Source organism: Telluria sp. BA11 (genome assembly GCF_056680305.1).
Genome location: NZ_CM155275.1, coordinates 4,818,796 through 4,837,081, shown reverse-complemented (window position 1 = coordinate 4,837,081; position 18,286 = coordinate 4,818,796). Strand labels below are relative to the sequence as shown.

General features: G+C 63.9%; 14 protein-coding genes and 1 tRNA gene. 4 read left to right on the top strand and 11 right to left on the bottom strand.

Annotated elements, in window-relative coordinates; translation table 11 throughout:
• Positions 1-12: 12 nt before the first annotated feature.
• The 8 genes from AC1MGT_RS21430 to AC1MGT_RS21395 form a co-directional block, all read right to left on the bottom strand.
• Complete coding sequence (locus AC1MGT_RS21430; RefSeq protein WP_499501997.1) at positions 13-1,716, bottom strand: GspE/PulE family protein; 1,704 nt, start codon at positions 1,714-1,716, stop codon at positions 13-15.
• 264 nt (positions 1,717-1,980) lie between these two features.
• Entirely contained in the window at positions 1,981-2,811 is an 831-nt protein-coding gene (locus tag AC1MGT_RS21425) for a PEP-CTERM sorting domain-containing protein (RefSeq protein WP_499501996.1), read from the bottom strand.
• Between the two features lie 361 nt (positions 2,812-3,172).
• A complete protein-coding gene (locus tag AC1MGT_RS21420; protein ID WP_499501995.1) occupies positions 3,173-5,524 on the bottom strand; it encodes a carboxy terminal-processing peptidase in 2,352 nt (783 codons plus the stop codon).
• 181 nt (positions 5,525-5,705) lie between these two features.
• The gene (locus tag AC1MGT_RS21415) at positions 5,706-6,251 is read right to left on the bottom strand and encodes a hypothetical protein (RefSeq protein ID WP_499501994.1); all 546 of its coding nucleotides are present in this window, start codon (positions 6,249-6,251) and stop codon (positions 5,706-5,708) included.
• A 49-nt stretch (positions 6,252-6,300) separates the two neighbouring features.
• On the bottom strand, positions 6,301-6,852 hold the full coding sequence (locus AC1MGT_RS21410; RefSeq protein ID WP_499501993.1) for a thymidine kinase: 552 nt from the start codon (positions 6,850-6,852) through the stop codon (positions 6,301-6,303).
• Positions 6,853-6,942: 90 nt separating this feature from the next.
• Positions 6,943-9,207 (bottom strand): penicillin acylase family protein, encoded by a 2,265-nt coding sequence (locus AC1MGT_RS21405; protein WP_499501992.1) that lies wholly within the window; start codon positions 9,205-9,207, stop codon positions 6,943-6,945.
• A 31-nt stretch (positions 9,208-9,238) separates the two neighbouring features.
• Complete coding sequence (locus AC1MGT_RS21400) at positions 9,239-10,030, bottom strand: ParB N-terminal domain-containing protein (protein ID WP_499453432.1); 792 nt, start codon at positions 10,028-10,030, stop codon at positions 9,239-9,241.
• 177 nt (positions 10,031-10,207) lie between these two features.
• Positions 10,208-10,292 (bottom strand) — tRNA-Leu (locus tag AC1MGT_RS21395).
• A 247-nt stretch (positions 10,293-10,539) separates the two neighbouring features.
• On the opposite strand from AC1MGT_RS21395, the gene paoA reads away from it, so the two are divergent.
• From paoA to paoC (AC1MGT_RS21375), 4 genes are all read left to right on the top strand, one after another.
• On the top strand, positions 10,540-11,187 hold the full coding sequence (gene paoA, locus AC1MGT_RS21390; protein ID WP_183551712.1) for an aldehyde dehydrogenase iron-sulfur subunit PaoA: 648 nt from the start codon (positions 10,540-10,542) through the stop codon (positions 11,185-11,187).
• Positions 11,184-12,137, top strand: a complete 954-nt coding sequence (locus tag AC1MGT_RS21385) for an FAD binding domain-containing protein (protein WP_499501990.1) — start codon at positions 11,184-11,186, stop codon at positions 12,135-12,137. The genes paoA and AC1MGT_RS21385 overlap by 4 nt, the downstream gene beginning before the upstream one ends.
• A 3-nt stretch (positions 12,138-12,140) precedes the next feature.
• Positions 12,141-14,348 carry an aldehyde oxidoreductase molybdenum-binding subunit PaoC gene (gene paoC / locus AC1MGT_RS21380; protein ID WP_499501989.1) on the top strand — a complete coding sequence of 736 codons (2,208 nt, stop codon included), beginning with the start codon at positions 12,141-12,143 and terminating at the stop codon, positions 14,346-14,348.
• Positions 14,349-14,501: 153 nt separating this feature from the next.
• Positions 14,502-16,703, top strand: coding sequence for an aldehyde oxidoreductase molybdenum-binding subunit PaoC (paoC, locus tag AC1MGT_RS21375; protein WP_499501988.1), 2,202 nt, complete (start codon positions 14,502-14,504; stop codon positions 16,701-16,703).
• On the opposite strand, the gene AC1MGT_RS21370 is transcribed toward paoC (AC1MGT_RS21375), so the two are convergent.
• Genes AC1MGT_RS21370 through AC1MGT_RS21360 form a run of 3 tightly spaced genes read right to left on the bottom strand, consistent with a single transcriptional unit; the run spans position 16,660 to position 18,275 of the window.
• Positions 16,660-17,661 (bottom strand): diguanylate cyclase, encoded by a 1,002-nt coding sequence (locus AC1MGT_RS21370; RefSeq protein ID WP_499501987.1) that lies wholly within the window; start codon positions 17,659-17,661, stop codon positions 16,660-16,662. The genes paoC (AC1MGT_RS21375) and AC1MGT_RS21370 overlap by 44 nt on opposite strands.
• Before the next feature lie 4 nt (positions 17,662-17,665).
• The gene (locus AC1MGT_RS21365; RefSeq protein WP_258837803.1) at positions 17,666-17,875 is read right to left on the bottom strand and encodes a hypothetical protein; all 210 of its coding nucleotides are present in this window, start codon (positions 17,873-17,875) and stop codon (positions 17,666-17,668) included.
• A gap of 16 nt (positions 17,876-17,891) precedes the next feature.
• Positions 17,892-18,275, bottom strand: coding sequence for a hypothetical protein (locus AC1MGT_RS21360; protein ID WP_499501986.1), 384 nt, complete (start codon positions 18,273-18,275; stop codon positions 17,892-17,894).
• Between the last annotated feature and the right edge of the window lie 11 nt (positions 18,276-18,286).

Below are 18,286 nucleotides of genomic sequence, written 5' to 3'. Positions count from 1 at the left end.
TCGGTCCCCGGCTCAATCGTCGAACTGGTTACTGACCCGCATCGCCTCGGAGATCGTCGAGCGCCCCTGCACGGCCAGGCTCACCGCATGGCGGCGCAGCGTGTCGCCGCGCATCTCGGCCTGGGCCACTTTCAGGAAGTGTCCCGGATCGGGATGGTTGACGGCCTCGGTCACGGCGCGCGTCATCTCCAGCAATTCGTAGACGCCGGTGCGGCCCCGGTAGCCGGTGCCGTTGCAATGCGAGCAGCCCTTGCCATGGAAAAAGCGCGTGGTCGCGGCGAGCTCTTTCAGTTCCGAGCGCAGCCACTCGACTTCGTTTGCGGCCGGCTGGTAGTCGACCGTGCAGCTCTCGCAGATCACGCGCACCAGGCGCTGGGCCAGCACGGCCTGCAGCGAGCCGCCGACCATGTAGCGCGGCACGCCCATGTCCATCAGGCGCAGCGGTGTGCTAGCGGCATCGTTCGTGTGCAGCGTCGAGAGCACCAGGTGACCCGTCATTGCGGCGCGCAGGCCGATCTGCGCCGTTTCCTGGTCGCGCATCTCGCCGACCAGCACGATATCCGGGTCTTGCCGCAGCGCCGAACGCAGCACGCGCGCGAAGGACAGTTCGATCTTGTCGTTGACCTGCACCTGGTTGATGCCCGACAGGCGGTACTCGACCGGGTCTTCGACCGTGATCAGCTTTTTCTCGACCGAATTGAGTTCGGCCAGCGCGCTGTAGAGCGTCGTCGTCTTGCCGCTACCGGTCGGCCCGGTGACAAGCACCAGCCCGTTCGGGCGCGCGACAATCGCGCGGAAACGCTCCACCAGGCGTGCCGGCATGCCGATGGCGTCCAGGCGCAGATTGGTGCCGCCCTGATTCAGCAGACGCATGACGACCGATTCGCCGTACTGCGTCGGCATCGTCGAGATACGCACGTCGATACGCTGGTTGCGCACCTTGACGGCAAAGCGGCCATCCTGCGGCAAACGTTTTTCGGAAATGTCCAGGTCGGCCATCAGCTTGAGGCGCAGCGCCAGCGGCGTGGCCACCTTCAGGTCGGCCTCGGTCTGCAGGTGCAGCACGCCGTCGATGCGAAAGCGAATTTGCAGGCGCCCGTCCTGCGGCTCGATGTGGATATCCGATGCACGCACCTGGGCGGCATCGTCGAACACCGATTGCAGCAGCTTGACGATCGGCGCTTCTTCGAGGCCCGGGTTGGCCGCCAGCGCACCGAAGTCGATGGACACGTCGCCCAGGTCGGCTTCGACCTCGCGCGCCAGACCCGTGATCTCGCCGGTGCGGCGGTAGATGCGGTCGATCGCGCCCAGCACTTCGGTCTCGTTGACCACGGCCAGCTCGACGCCCTTCTTGATCAGGCGCGCAATCTCATCGTAGGCGAACAGGTCGGTGGGATCGGACACGCCCACCAGCATGGCGTCGCCCCGGTCTTCCAGCACCAGTGCGCGAAAACGGCGCGCAGCCGTCTCGGGCAGCAGCCGCACCAGGTCGGCATTGATGTTGTAGAACTTGAGGTTGATGTACGGGATGTCGAGCTGGCGCGCCAGTGCGCCTGAAATCTGATCCTCGGTGACATAGCCGCTCTCGACAAAAACGCGCCCGAGTTTGCGGCCGGTGCGCTTCTGATCCGCGAGGGCTCGCTGGAGTTGTTCTTCACTCAACAGCTTTTGCTGCATCAATACTTCGCCGAGGCGCACTTTCTCTGGCCGTGCCATACCATTCCTTGGTCTAATTCTTGCAGCGTAGATTCTATGCCAGAAAGAATAAAAATTGACTCAAGGAATTAAAATGTGTCGGCTTTTGGCGTCAGTCCTGCTAATGAACCATGGTGAAACCATATCAAAACACCGGTTCAGAGCATTCCAGGCTGACAAATCTGCGCCACGTCGACGGCACCAAAATGCAAATGGCGCCAGACGAGGCTGGCGCCATGGTGGTTGAGCAGCCACCAAGGCTGCCTTGCATGCACGTCAAGAAACTTACTTCGCCTTGCGACGGCGACCGATCATGCCTACGCCAGCCAGACCAGCCAGCATCAGCGCGATCGTACCTGGCTCAGGCACTTCGTTGATTTCATTTGGCAGGATCAGGCTCGGATCGGCGGCGACGGGCAGCGCTGCAACCGGCCCAGTCACTGGCTGGGTCGCATTGCCATCACCGGTGTCGTCCGTGACAGGCGGCAGGCTGATGTCGACACTGCCGCTACCACCGGCAACTGGCGCACTGCCACCGCTCGCACCGCCGCTGCTTGCCGGGGTGCTGCCATCGGTGACGCCAACGCCGGCCGAACCGCCGCCAGTCGAGCCGCTAGTCGAGCCGCCAGCGGAACCGGTACCAGAACCGCTACCGCCACCCACTGCCGCACCGCCGCCGGCCGCGCCGCCAGCTGCTGGCGACGTTGCGCCGCTGCTGCTCTGGCCGGTCTGCCCTTGTACGATCTTGACGCCGTCGCCATCGTTGATGACTGCTGCGGAGTTGCCGAAGCGTGCTGCCAGCAAGCCGTTACCGGCGCTCAGCACGTAGCTGGCGTCGATGCCTTGTTGTACAAACAGTTTCTGGGCATCCGATTGCGACAGGCTGGCGCTGACTTTGCCAACCAGGACCGACGTCAGATCCGTATTGGCATTGTGTGCAATGCCGCCAACCAGGCTGACACCGCTACCAAATACGCCGGAGCCAATGACACTGGAACCATTGCCCGTAGTCCAGCCGTTCTGGAACGCAGGCTGCGATGTCGACGACACGACATCGGCCTGGGCTGCGCCGGCGGAGATCAGAAGCGAAGCAACAACAAGGTGGCGAATTGACATGAAAGTAACTCCTAGGAAATTAAAGATTATTCTTTTTACAAGCACGAAGTCATCCTAGCATGCGTTACGGAAAGCCAACTGTTGGTCGCAATCAAATCGTGCGTACCATATTTACATCATTTAATGGTTTATCCATCCCAACGAACCTGGAGTTAAAAGCATGAACAACATAGATTTCAATCTATAAACAAAATAGAGACCGTTCCCATCCGTAAAGCAATGTTGATACTTTTATGACAATTCTCGTATTAGTTTGTCACTACCTGACCGGGTAATCTGTAGTGCAAATAAAAAAGGCTGCACCCGAAAGGATGCAGCCTTTTTTGTATAGCGCGACATTGTCGCGCGCTAAGCGTGACGCTTACTTGACGTTGGCGCTGACGGCCCCACCGGCCGGCGCGACGACCATGTACGGCATCACGCGCGACGCCATCCGCATGTCCGTCTTGAGCATGCCCACTTCATCGGCGAGGATGTTGGCAGCCTCTTGCAGCATGACGTCCTTGGCATCCTTGGCCGCCTTCTCTGCCGCCAGCTCGGATTGCAGATTGCGCTCGTCCGCCTGCAAGCCGTCATCCTGACGCGGCGTACCGCGCACGGCGACCACCGATTTCTTGGCCTTGGTCGGATCCGGCGCTTCGGCGCGCTTTTCCTTGCTGCCCGGACCGCTGGCAGGCTCGTCCGGCGTCGCCGACGTGCCACCCAGGCGGGCTTCACGCAGCTTCGAGCGGGCATCCTGCGTATCGCGCTCCTTGCGGCGGATGGTCTCGTTCAGCGAAATCACGTTTTCCTTGCGCAGCTTGAGCACTTCGGCGATGTCTTCTTGCAGGAACTGGAAGTCCTTGTCCTTGGCAATACGCGCTTCATGCCGTTGCTGCAGCGGTGCCACCAGTTCCTTCAGGTCGCCCGCCGGCATATAGGTGGCCGGCTTGATCGCCACCCATGGCAGCGCATTGTCGTACGACGATTCGCCAAAGCTGTCGAGGTCGGTCATGACCGGCAGCTTGATGTCCGGCGTCACGCCGCGCAGCTGCGTGGTGCCGCCATTGATGCGGAAGAACTGGGCGATCGTCATCTTGAGCTCGCCGTAGCGGGCTTTTTCACCCGGTGCGAAGCGGTCGAGGTCGATCAGCGTCTGGACCGTGCCCTTGCCGAAGCTTGGCTCGCCAATCACGAGGCCGCGGCCGTAATCCTGGATCGCCGCCGCAAAAATCTCGGACGCCGAAGCCGAACCACGGTTGATCAGCACGCCCATCGGGCCATCCCACGCCAGGCCGGCCTTGACGTCGCTTTCGACTTCGACGCGGCCTTCCGCCGTGCGCTGCATGACAACCGGGCCCTTGTCGATGAACAGGCCGGTCAGTTCGACAGCCTCGGTCAGCGAACCGCCGCCGTTATTGCGCAAGTCGATCAGGACATTGTCGACCTTGTCTTTCTTGAGCTCGACCAGGATGCGTTCGACGTCGCGCGTGGCGCTGCGGAAGTCTTTTTCACCCTTGCGGCGGCCTTCGAAGTCTTGATAGAAGGTCGGCAGCGCGATCACGCCGATGCGGCGCTCGACGCCGTTTTCCTTGACCTTGATGATCGACTTCTTGGCAGCCTGCTCTTCCATGCTGATCTTGTTGCGCACCATCGACACGCTCACGTGCTTGGCGTCGACGCCGCCGTCGCCCGGAATCACGTCCAGCCGTACCGTGGTGCCCTTTTCGCCGCGCACCAGCGCGACGACGTCGTCCAGGCGCCAGCCGAGCACGTCGGTGAACGGTGCATTGCCCTGTGCGACGCCGACGATGCGATCGCCGACCTTGAGCTTGCCGGACTTTTCAGCCGGGCTGCCAGGCACGACTTCGCGAATGATCGTGTAGTCGTCGCGCGACTGCAGCACGCAGCCGATGCCTTCGAGCGACAGGCGCATCGCGATATCGAAGTTGTCGGCCGAGCGCGGGCCAAGATAGTTGGTGTGCGGCTCGATGGCGGTTGCATACGCGTTCATGAACATCTGGAACACATCTTCGTTGTTCAGCTTGCCAATGCGGTTGACGTAGTTCTCGTAGCGCTTGTCGAGCGTTTCGCGGATCGATTTATCGTCCTTGCCAGCCAGCTTCAGGCGCAGCCAGTCGTTCTTGACGCGCTTGCGCCACAGATCGTGGATTTCATCTTCGCTCTTGGCCCACGATGCTTTCTCGCGATCCAACTGCATCGTTTCTTCGGTCGAGAAGTCGAAATTACCCTTGAGCAGGCTACGCGCGTACGCCATGCGTTCGCCGAAGCGCTTCTGGTACATGTTGTAGATCGAAAACGGCGCGCTCAGATCTTCGTTGTTGATGGCGTCGTCCATCTTCGTGCGCAGGGCGCCGAAGTTGTCGAGGTCAGCCTGCACGAAGTACAGCTTTTCGCTGTCGAGGCCTTCGAAGTATTTATCGAAAATCTTGGCAGACATGGCGTCGTCGAGCGGGACGGGGCTGTAGTGATAGCGGCCCAGCACGCGCGAGGCCCACAGCGCGGCCTGGGTCTGGGCGGCGATCGGCTTCATGTCGGCCGGAATGGCCGGGGTGGCGGATTTGCCGGCGGGCTTGGCAGCAGACTTCGCCGAATCGGCGGGCTTGGCCGGAGCCGGTGGCGTTGCGACGGCAGCGGATTTCTCGGGCTGCGCGGTCACCACATGGGCGGACATGGCAAACGCCATGGCGGCGAGGAGCACGTGCTTCTTCATTCTGCGATTCTCCGAACGGGATTCCTGTTGCGGTTGCGGCATGGCGCAAGGCAAACCTGCCATACCGCGCTTTTCGTTTCATTCTACAGGTAGATCGGCGCGCAAGCGGCAGCCTGACCCGTTTGCGGCACCGCAAATACTGACAATTAAGGTTGCCGTAAGCCTGCTCACAACCCTGTATTTACCCTTTGACAAGCATCAATAGCGCGTCGCCGTAATACCAGAGCAAACCGACCAGGACCAGCAGCGGTGCCCATGGCCACGACCGGGCAGCAAGCTTCCAGTCGACGGGCGACGGCCAGAACGACAGGAACTGTGGCGCGAGAAACACCGTCAGCGCCAGGTCGACCGGCTCGAAGGCCAGCCCATGACGCGTGCGCCACCAGGCCACGCCCAGCGGCACGAACAGCACGAGGAGCGGCGCCAGCGCGGCCGGCGCCGCGTTATACCAGCGCAGATTGGCAAACGTGACCGAGCCCAGTTCCCAGTTATGCCCACCAGCCTTGCTACCCTTGGCCCGCTTGATGCGGCGCGGCAGCACGCTCATCCCGACCGGTTCGGCATTGGTGAGCAGGCCCACGGAGAAATGCGCCAGCTCGTGGCACAGCGTGCCGGCGGCGGTGAACACGAAAAAGACGGGGTGCGCGGCCGAGGCCATCCACAGCAGGAAGGCCAACGCGGCCGACGGCATCAGATAGATGAGGATGTCGAGCGATGATGCCGCCATGGTGCAGGCGGCGGCGGGAAGCCAGGCGCTGCAGCCGCCGAGCATCGTGTCAGCGTGCGTAGAAGCAGCGCCCGCACGCCTGGCGGTAGCTTTCGTTGCCGCCGATACTGACCTGCTCGCCTTCGCGGATACGGCGGCCCTGCTCGTCGACGCGGATATTCATCGTCGCCTTCTTGCCGCAGGTGCAGATGTTCTTGATTTCCTCGATATCGTCGGCCAGCGCCAGCAGATAGGCCGAGCCGGGGAACGGCTCGCCGCGAAAGTCGCTGCGCAGGCCGTAGCAGATCACGGGCACGCCGCGCAACTGGGCCAGCTGGTGCAACTGGCTGACCTGGGCCGCTGTCAAAAATTGCGACTCGTCCACCAGCAGGCAGGCCACGTTCTCGACCTGGTCAAGAAAATTGGTGTCAGTGTGAAAAACTTCGGCTGGCCGCTGCGCGCCCAGGCGCGACGTGATCACGCCAACGCCGTAGCGGTTGTCGATTGCCGCCGTGTAGAGCTTGACCTGCTGGCCCTGCTCTTCGTAGTTGTGCGCGACCTGCAACAGGGCCGTCGATTTGCCGGCGTTCATCGCCGAGTACCTGAAATAAAGTTTGGCCACTGCCCTGTCCTGCCTGTCTATCCAATGCGACGAAGGCTGCGATTATAGCGTGCCGGCAACGTACGCCGCCAGCCAATCGCGGCCCCATCGTCACTTGCCCGGATGATATTTCCGCTCGAGATTGCGCTCGATATCTTCCTTGTAGAACAGCACGTCCTTGAACTCGCCGCGTGCATACATGGCAGCCTGATCGTTGAAGTGCGGCGACCGGGGATCGCTGCTCTGGCCGCCGGCCAGGATGCTCTTGGCGCGCACCTTCGGGCCGAACTCGACGGCAGCGACAAAGCTGTTGCCGCGGTCGCCATAGATACGCTTCGTCGTTTGTTTGGCCGTCATGCCGAACGAGGCCAGCGAGCCCCAGTTGGCCGACGTGAACGGCACCGGAATGCTCGGCTTGCTGTCGTCGTATTGCTGGTCGACGGCGCCGGACAGGCGCTGGAAGCGGTTGATCTCGCCCCATGGCGTGCGCCAGTCGCCGAAGTCGGCGGTCAGCTTTTCCGACGCGCGCAGCAAGCCGTCAAGGCGGTCCGCCGGACTCAAGCGCTGGGCGATGTAGTCGACCGGCGGGATCGTCTCGAGTCTTGCGCGCGCGCCGTGCTGGGCCACCAGGTCCTGGCCCCAATACACGGCCAGCGACGTGGGCACCGAGTCGATGGCGTAGCGCATGTTCCAGCTGCGCAGCGCGTCGATCTGTTCGGCCAGCGCCGCCTTGCGCGGGTCTTCCGGCGGCAAGGCGTCGTAGTCGGCAATGACGGCCGGCACCAGCGGCTCGAATGCCTGCAGGCGGGTGTCGTACGAGGCCGCGATCAGGCCGTCGATGTCCAGACCCTTCGCCTCCTTGAACACGCGCGCGGCATTGCGGCCACGGGCATTCTCGGGCAACGACCACATGTAGGCCGGGTAGTTCGCGCACTTGGGGCTGCTTGGGCCGGCCGCCGTGCAGGGCCAGTTGTTGGTGTTGAAGATGTAGCCGCTGGCCGGGTTGAACAGCGTGATGGTCTCGTCGATCTCGTGCAGACGCTGCCATTCGTTGGCGGGATTGCTGCCGTCCACCGGGCGGGTCCAGTCGACGCGCGGATCGCGTTTCGGGATGAAGTTACCGTGGAAGTAGGCGATATTGCCCTTCGCATCGGCATACACGGTGTTGTTGGACGAATTGGTGCGCAGCTCCATGGCCTTGTAGAAGGCGCTGTAGTCACGCGCCTTGGTGCGGGTGTACGACTGGGTCAGCGCATTGAGCGGGTCGTCCATCAGCTTGACCGACACCCACTTGCCGTTCTCGGCGCGCACGACCGGGCCGTGATGCGTGAAGTAGGCAGTGACACTGCGGCTGGCCATCGTGCCATCCGGCGTCTTGTACGGCAGCGTGATTGCGACCTTGCGCATCGGCGCCTCGTGCTTGCCGTATTTGTAGAAGTACTCACCGTTGCGGTCGACGACCGTTTCCAGGTATTCGTCGATGACGTCGCCACCGCCGGACGTGTGCATCCAGCCGAGTTTGTCGTTGAAACCCTGGTAGATGAAGAACTGGCCCCAGGTCACGGCGCCATACGCATTCAGGCCCTCTTCGCTGACCATGTGCACTTCGGGGCGGAAGTAGAACGATGTGTGCGGGTTGATCATCAACAGCGCGCGGCCGTTGGCGCTCAGTTTGGGCGCGATGGCAAAGCCGTTCGAGCCGCGCGGTTCGGGGGCGAAGCCGCGCGGGTCATGGCGCTGCGCATCCAGTTTCGCACTCAGTTGCGCCACCGCCGGCCGCTTGCCGTAGAAGGCGGCCAGGTCGGCCAGCTCGATCGATTCGATGTCGCCGCCGATGCTGCCTTCGCTGAACGTGAGGGCCATCCACGGCTCGAAATGGGTCAGGAGCTTCGGTTTGACCTCGGGATGCGTGTACAGGTAATAGTTCAGGCCATCGGCAAACGCCTTCATCAGGTTCTGCAGCCAGGCAGGACTGGCGGCATATTGCGCCTGCATGGCGGCCGGCTGGACGTACAGCTTCATGCGCAGGTCGCGCCAGATCTCGGCCTCACCCTCGACTTCGGCCAGGCGTCCCATCGCATTGATGTAGTTGAGCTCGATGCGGTTGAAGTCATCCTCGGCCTGCGCATACAGCGTGCCGAACACGGTGTCGGCATCGGTGCGGCCGAACACGTGCGGAATGCCCCACTTGTCGCGCATGATCGTCACGCGCTCGGCCGTCGCCTTCCAGCGCGCGACCGTGGCCGCGCTCGGCGCAGCTTGCGCGCTGGTAGCGACGATCGGTGTCTTCTTGGGCGCAACGGCAAACGATGGCGCAGCGGCGCCGATCAGGAGCAAGCCGAGCAATGCCGGCGTGAACGAACGTGACGTGGGCATACGGGCAGACTCCTTCAGGGCGTGGCGAGGTTCAGTCGGCGCCGAGACCGGCGTTGACGAGGCGTTGTTTGAGGCGTTCGTTTTCGGTCAGCAGCGTGGCCAGGCGGTCTTTCATCGCCGCGCGCTCGCTGCGCAGCGTGGCCAGCTCGTCGGCCGGATCGACCACTTCTTTCTCTTTGCGCGGGCGAGCCGCACTTTTCTGTTCGCGCACCTGGCGCGCGGCCTGCTGCAATTCCTTGCGTCCGCCGGCCACGGCGGCCAGCTGCGCCGACTCGGGCAACTGCGCCACGTTGGCGGCGGCATTGATCGAGATGGTGCCCGTACGCACCGCTTCGCGCAGCTCGGGCGTCGCCGCTTTCTGGATGCGTTCGATCTGGCTGATCGTATTGCTCGACACGCGCGCCGCACGCGCGACATCTTCGCGCGTGTTCCATGGCGGCGATGAGGCATCGGGCGCGGCGTCGGCATCGGCTGCCTCATCGGCAGGACGTTCAGCCACGCGAGCCGAGACGATCTCTTTTTTCTTCAGCGCCAGCACGCCGCGCTGGAAGTCCGATACGCTGCGGCGCGCCAGGTGGTTATCAATCATCCACAGCATCACATCTTCGATCGACTCAAACGTGTTGTTGTGGACGGTGCGGAACGGGATGCCGTGCTTCTGGCACAGCTCATACCGGTTATGGCCGTCGATCAGCGTATCGCGCCAGAGTACCAATGCATCGCGGCAACCTTCGGCGAGCAGGCTGCGCTCGAGCGCGGCTTGTTCGATCGGGCTGAGTGGATCGACGAAAGAGCGCAATTCGTCGTTGATCGTGATATTCAATTCGGGTCCTTGCATGTCGTGCTGGGGAGTGTCGTGGTGCCGCGGCGGCATTGATGTGCCGAATGGCATGCTACACCATGCAGACGAGACCGCTGAGCTGCGCTTGCCATACCCGGATGGTTGGGGATTGCGCGCCAGGGTTCGTGCATCGGCGCTGTGGAGCGCCGGGATCATTCGTGGTGCGGGCAGCCGGAATCGAACCGGCACGCCTCACGGCGGCAGATTTTAAGTCTGATGCGTCTACCAATTTCGCCATGCCCGCGCCGCCCGGATTGTACTACGTGGAGCAACGCGGGTGTTAGTGGCTGAGCTGCGCCGCCGGATATAAACACGCACTCTCAACATGGCTATTACACCAAAGTGCTTCAGGTTTCAAGGGAGCGCGGCCTTCACGCGAGCTGACATAAAATCAACGCATTATCTTGTCATTTCTTTTCGCCTGGGCGGCGCCATCGTATCGACGCCAACGCCACGGTGAACAACGTACTGTATAGAAGGAACTTCCAAACATGGAACAATTCAGGGAAATCAAGCTGTCCCGGCGCGATGTATTGATCGCCGGCGCGGTATCGGCCTCGGCCGTTGCAATGCCGGGCGCAAACGCGCAGACGGCCGCCAACGCCCCGGCCGCCAACCCGGAGCCGGTCAAGGTCGGCGTCTCCTTCAACGTCAACGGCAAGGATGTCACGCTCGAACTCGACACGCGCACGACGCTGCTCGACGCGCTGCGTGAGCACCTGCACCTGACCGGCTCGAAAAAAGGCTGCGACCAGGGCCAGTGCGGCGCCTGCACCATCATCATGGATGGCCGCCGCATCAACTCGTGCCTGTCACTGGCAATCATGCACGACGGCGCCAAGATCACGACGATCGAAGGCCTCGGCACGCCGGACAAGCTGCACCCGATGCAGGCTGCCTTCGTCAAGCACGATGGCTACCAGTGCGGGTACTGTACCCCGGGCCAGATCTGTGCCAGCGTGTCGGTGATCGAAGAAATTCGCGCCGGCATGCCAAGCCACGTCACGGCCGACCTCAACGCCAAGCCACAGATGACCGTGGAAGAAATCCGTGAGCGCATGAGCGGCAATATCTGCCGATGTGGCGCCTACTCCAACATCATCGACGCCATCAAGGAAGTCGGAGGGGTCAAAGCATGAAGGTCTTTACTTACCAACGCGCCACGACGCCTGCACAGGCCGCGCAAACCGTAGCCCGCACGCCAGGCTCACGTTTCATCGCCGGCGGCACCAACCTGCTCGACCTGATGAAGCTCGAGATCGAAACGCCGGGCGCCCTGGTCGACGTGAATAAACTGGGCTTCGACAAGATCGAGCCAACCGCCAACGGCGGCCTGCGCATCGGCGCCTTCGTGCGCAACACCGATCTGGCATCCGACCCGCGCGTGCGCAAGGATTACGCCGTGCTGTCGCGCGCCCTGCTGTCGGGCGCCTCGACCCAGTTGCGCAACAAGGCAACGACGTCGGGTAACCTGCTGCAGCGCACCCGCTGCTCGTACTTCTACGACACCGCGCAAAAGTGCAACAAGCGCGAGCCGGGCAGCGGTTGCGCCGCCATCGGCGGCTTCACCCGCAACCTGGCCGTGGTCGGCACGAGCGACGCCTGCATCGCCACGCACCCGAGCGACATGGCCGTGGCCATGCGCCTGCTGGACGCCGAAGTCGAGACCGTGCGCGCCGATGGCAGCAAGCGCACGATTCCGATCGCCGACTTCCACCGCCTGCCGGGCAATACCCCGCACATCGAAACGGTGCTGGAACCGGGTGAACTGATCACCTACGTGACCCTGCCAAAACCGCTGGGCGGCGTGCACGCGTACAAGAAAGTCCGTGACCGCGCATCGTATGCTTTCGCGCTGGTGTCGGTTGCCACCGTGATCCTGCCGGACGGCAGCGGCCGCGTGGCCGTCGGCGGCGTGGCCCACAAGCCATGGCGCGTCGAAGCCGCCGAGCAGCAGATGGGCGCCGGCGCCAAGGCCGTGGCCGACCGCCTGATGGCCGGCGCGAAGACCACCGAAGAGAATGCCTTCAAGGTTCCTTTGGTACACCGTATTTTGGCCGCAGCAATGCAAGACGCAAAGAAAGCCTAAGCCATGAAATTCCTGACTCCAGCAACCACCAATCCGATTGACCGCATGCGCTATGTCGGTCAGCCGACCAACCGCATCGACGGCAAACTCAAGACCACCGGCACCGCGCCGTACGCGTACGAGCATCACAAGGACGTACCGAACGCCGCGCAAGGCTTCGTCGTCGGCTCGGGCATCGCCAAGGGCCGCATCGCATCGATCGACATCGAGGCTGCGCGCCGCGCGCCAGGCGTGCTGGCCGTCGTCACGGCCGAGAACGCCGGCAAGCTGGGCAAGGGCGACATGAACACCGCCCACCTGCTGGCCGGTCCGAACATCCAGCACTACCACCAGGCCGTCGCGCTGGTAGTGGCAGAGACGTTCGAGCAGGCGCGCGCTGCTGCGCACCTGGTCAAGGTCAAGTACACGGTTCAGAAGGGCCGCTTCGACCTGGACGCCGAAAAAGGCAATGCCGTGAAACCCGAGGGTGAATCGGATCCGCCGGATACCAAGACGGGCAACTTCGCGCGCGGTTTCGAGACTTCGCCCGTCAAGCTCGACGCCACCTACCACACGCCCGACCAGTCGCACGCGATGATGGAGCCGCATGCCTCGACCGCCTTCTGGGAAGGCGACAAGGTCACGGTCTACACGTCGAACCAGATGGTCGCCTGGTGCCGCGGCGACCTGGCCAAGACGCTGGCCATCCCGAAAGAAAAAGTGCGCGTGATCTCGCCGTACGTTGGCGGCGGCTTTGGTTCGAAGCTGTTCCTGCGCGCCGATGCACTGCTGGCAGCCCTGGGTGCGCGCGCGGCCAAGCGTCCCGTCAAGGTGTCGCTGCACCGCCACTTGATCTTCAACAACACGACGCACCGTCCGGCAACGATCCAGCGCATCCGCATCGGCGCCGGCCGTGACGGCCGCATCCTGGCCATTGGCCACGAAACCTGGAACGGCAACCTGCCAAAAGGCAGCGCCGAAGTGGCGACCGCGCAAACGCGCCTGCTGTACGCGGGCGCCGATCGCATGACCGCCACCCGCGTGGCCGAGCTCGATCTACCGGAAGGCAACGCGATGCGCGCACCGGGCGAAGCGCCGGGCATGATGGCACTCGAAGTAGCGATGGACGAGATGGCCGAAAAGCTGAACATGGACCCGGTCCAGTTCCGCATCCTGAACGACACCAAGGTCGATCCGGAAAAGCCGATCCGCAAGTTTTCGGAACGCCGCTACATCGAGTGCATGCGCATGGGCGCCGACAAGTTCGGCTGGGCCAAGCGCAATGCCAAGCCGGGCCAGGTTCGTGAAGGCCGCTGGCTGATCGGCCATGGCGTGGCGTCCGCCTTCCGTAACAGCCCGGTGATGAAATCGGGTGCCCGCGTCAAGCTGGGCACGGATGGCCGCGTGACGGTGGAAACCGACATGACCGATATCGGTACCGGCAGCTACACGATCATCGCGCAGACCGCGGCTGAAATGCTGGGCGTGCCGCTCGACCGCATCGATGTGCGCCTGGGCGACTCGGACTTCCCGGCATCGGCGGGTTCGGGTGGCCAGTGGGGCGCCAACAGTTCGACATCGGGCGTGTACGCGGCCTGCGTCAAGCTGCGCGAGCAGGTTGCCGCCAAGCTGGGCGTGAACGAAGCCGACGCCGAATTCGTCGACGGCACCGTGCGCGCGGGCAGCAACAGCCAGCCCCTGATCAAGGCAGCGGCCGGTGGCGAACTGGTTGGCGAAGACACGATCGAATTCACTGGTGGCCTGGACAAGAAAAACCAGCTGTCGACCTTTGGCGCGCACTTCGTCGAAGTCGCAGTCGATTCGGTCACGGGCGAAACGCGCGTGCGCCGCATGCTGGCCGTGTGCGCAGCCGGCCGTATCCTGAACCCGATGCAGGCACGCAGCCAGGTCATCGGCGGCATGACGATGGGTATCGGCGGCGCGCTGATGGAGCACCTGGTGGTCGACAAACGCCTGGGCTTCTTCGCCAACCACGACCTGGCGACCTACGAGGTGCCGGTGCACGCTGACGTGCCGCACCAGGAAGTCATCTTCCTGAAGGAAGAAGACGAAATCTCGTCGCCCATGAAGGCCAAGGGCATCGGCGAGCTGGGTCTGTGCGGTGTTGCTGCGGCGGTCGCCAACGCAATCTACAACGCGACCGGCGTGCGTGTGCGCGAGTATCCGATCACGCTCGACAAGCTGATCGAAAAGATGCCGCTGTCGGTGTGATGGTCGTTTGACGTTCCAGTGGCGGCGGCATGATGCCGTTCGCCACCTTGCCCTCGTGGCCCCGTCCCTGGCGGCCATGAGGCGCTCCCCTCTTTTTTCCGGTGCACCGAACCCCTCCCCCGCGCCATGCGGAGGCGAACAAAGGCCGAGCCCATGAAATTCAATACCCCCGCTACCACCAATCCCATCGACACGCTGCGCCACGTCGGCAAGCCGTACGACCGTGTCGATGGCCCGCTCAAGTGCACCGGCCAGGCACCATATGCCTATGAACACCACGCGGCCGTACCGGACGCCGCTCATGGCGTAATGGTCGGCGCCGCGATTGCCAAGGGCGCGATCCTGAGTATCGACGACGGAGCAGCCCGCCGCGCGCCCGGTGTGCTGGCCGTTGTCACTGCAGCCAACGCCGGCACACTGGGCAAGGGTCAGAAGAATACGGCACGGCTCCTGGCCGGCCCCGAGGTCATGCACTACCACCAGGCCGTTGCCCTCGTGGTGGCCGAGACGTTCGAGCAGGCGCGCGCCGCCGCCCATCTGGTCAAGGTCAGCTACCGCGAGGCCAAGGGCAGCTTCGATCTGGCCAGCGTCAAGGACAGCGGCACCCCGCCCAAGGGCGAACGCAATGCGCCGCCCGACACCCGCGTCGGCGACTTCGAGCGCACGTTCGACAGCGCCCCCGTCAAGCTCGACGCCACTTACACGACGCCCGACCAGGCGCACGCGATAATGGAGCCGCATGCGACCACCGCGCGCTGGGACGGCGACAAGCTCACGGTGTGGACCTCGACCCAGATGGTCGACTGGTGCCGCACCGATCTGTCCAAAACCCTGAACATCGCCAAGGACAAGGTGCGCGTCGTCGCGCCCTACATCGGCGGCGGCTTTGGCGGCAAGCTGTTCCTGCGCACCGACGCCGTGCTGGCCGCGCTGGGCGCCCGCGCTGCCGGCCGCCCCGTCAAGGTGGCCCTGCAGCGCCACCAGATCTTCAACAACACGACGCACCGGCCAAAGACCATCCAGCGCCTGCGCATCGGCGTGGGCCGCGATGGCCGCATCCAGGCCATCGGCCATGAAACATGGAACGGCAACCTGCCGGGCGGCCGGCCCGAGGTCGCCACGCAGCAAACGCGCCTGCTGTACGCCGGCACGCACCGGATGACGGCAACACGCGTGGCCGTGCTCGATCTGCCAGAGGGCAATTCGATGCGCGCACCAGGCGAGGCGCCGGGCATGATGGCGCTGGAAATCGCGATGGACGAACTGGCCGAGAAGCTCGGGATGGACCCGGTGCAGCTGCGCATCCTGAACGACACGAAGGTCGACCCGGAAAAGCCGAACCGCCCATTCTCCGAGCGGCGCCTGGTCGAATGCCTGCGCACCGGGGCCGAACGCTTCGGCTGGAAGGCGCGCAACGCCAAACCGGCCCAGGTCCGTGAAGGCCAGTGGCTGATCGGCCACGGCGTCGCGGCGGCCTTTCGCAACAGCCCCGTGGTCAAGTCGGCCGCCCGCGTGCGCCTTGGTACGGATGGCATCCTGACCGTCGAAACGGACATGACCGACATCGGCACCGGCAGCTACACGATCATTGCGCAGACGGCCGCCGAGATGCTGGGCCTGCCGCTCGAGCGCGTGAAGGTGAAGCTGGGCGACTCGGACTTTCCCGTCTCCGCCGGCTCGGGCGGCCAGTTCGGCGCCAACAGTGCGACGGCCGGGGTGTACGCGGCCTGCGTCAAGCTGCGCGAACAGATCGCCGCCAAGTTGAACATGACGGACCCGGTGTTTGCCGACGGCACCGTGCGCGCTGGCGGCGCCAGCCAGCCGCTGGCCAAGGCAGCCGAGGGTGGTGAACTGGTCGCCGAGGACGTCATCGAATTCGGCGAGCTGGCGAAAAAGAACCAGCTCTCGACCTTCGGCGCGCATTTCGTCGAAGTCGCGGTCGACTCAAGCACGGGCGAGACGCGCGTGCGGCGCATGCTGGCCGTCTGCGCGGCAGGCCGCATCCTGAATCCGAAGTCGGCGCGCAGCCAGGTGATCGGCTCGATGACGATGGGCGTGGGCGGCGCGCTGATGGAGCACCTGGTGGTCGACACGCGCCTGGGCTTCTTCGCGAATCACGACATGGCAACCTATGAGGTGCCCGTGCACGCGGACATCCCGCATCAGGACGTGATTTTCCTGGACGAGGAAGACGAGTATTCGTCGCCGATGAAGGCCAAGGGTGTGGGTGAACTGGGGCTGTGCGGCGTAGCTGCCGCGATTGCTAATGCGGTCTACAACGCCACTGGTGTGCGGGTGCGCGAGTATCCGGTCACGCTGGACAAGCTGCTGGAGAAGATGCCGCTGCCGGTCTAGTGTCACCATCGGCCACCACGCAGTTGCGACCGCCATCCTTGGCGGCGTACAGCGCCGCGTCCGCAGCTTCGATCAGCGTGGCTTCGTCAGTCAGGCGGCCGCGCCCGAACGCGGCCACACCCACGCTGACCGTCACCTGGCGGTAGACAGCGGCCGGGGCGTGCGGCAGGTTCAATGCAGCGATGTGGGCGCGAATGCGCTCGGCCATCGCCCGCGCCTGTTCAAGCGTGGTGTCGGGCAGGATCGCCGCGAATTCTTCGCCACCATAGCGCGCGGCCAGATCGGCGGGCCGCTTCAGGATGCCTGCAATCTCCTGTGCCACGCGGATCAGGCACGTGTCGCCTTCCTGGTGACCGAAATGGTCGTTATAGGCCTTGAACGTATCGATATCGAACATCAGCAGCGCGAGCGGGGTGTCGGCACGCTGGGCGCGCCGCAGTTCGCGCGCCAGCGTGGCGTCGAACTGGCGGCGGTTGGCGATGCCGGTCAGGCCGTCGATGAACGAGCGCGCCCGCATGGCCTCAGCGTGCTCCAGAAGACGCCGCTCGCGCTCGGCGGTATCGCTGATGTCGCGGATTTCAATAAGGCAAAACCGCTGGCCCGCGTCGTCGAACGGCGTGACTGCCACCGCCTGGTCGATCAGGTCGCCGTCGAAGCTGCCGGCAGGCCGTAGAGGAAGAGGATTGCGGTTGCCTGCATCGGGCACATGGGTGGTGACCGTACCGTCGGTCAGCGCCGCCTGCACGGCGGTTTCGACGCGTGAGCCGCGCAGAACGGGGAAAACCTCGATCAGGGGATGGCCAACGACGCGTGCAGCGCCGCGCCCGCAGCGCTGCACCAGCCAGCCATTCCAGTGGACGATACAGGCCTGCGCGTCGAGCACGATCACGCCGCAATCGACGAGATCGAGTACGCGCGATACGAGTCCGATTGCCAAACCCGGCGTTGGCGTCGTCACCCCGTCAGGCTTGCTGGCCGAGCATGTGCCAGGCCATGGCGCAGCAGAGGATCACGACGCAGCACAGCAGGCCGTAGACGAAGATGCGCATTGACGTGGCCAGGCCGGTCACGGCGCGGTTGGCGTTATCGCCGAGCTTGCCACGCTTGCGCGCGCTGTTCATCAGCATCGAAAAGAAGATGAACAACGTCGCGCAAATCAGGACGACTTTCATGACGGCCTTTGTTTAACTAGGTACGCACGGCCACGAGCACGAGCGCCACGACCGACAGCAGACCGGACAGCGCTGCCGTCGCGCCCATCCACGTCATCTTCTGGCGCTGGGCATCCATCTTGGCGATGAGCTGCGCATTCTGGTCGGCCAGGTTGGCGATGATCTCGGACGCCGAACGCATCTGGTTGCGCAGATCGGTGATCTCGGCATCATTGCGCTCGACGCTGCGGATCAGGATATCGAACACGTCTTCTTCTTGCCCCGCCATCCCGGGCGCCACGCCCATCGGCTCATCGGGCATCCCTTGCCGGTTGCGGTTGACCGTGTCCCACAGCCGCCGCGCGCCGTTTGCCACCTGCGGCGCTGCGCTGATCACGTCGCTCCAGGGAACGGTTCTCAATACTGTCCACC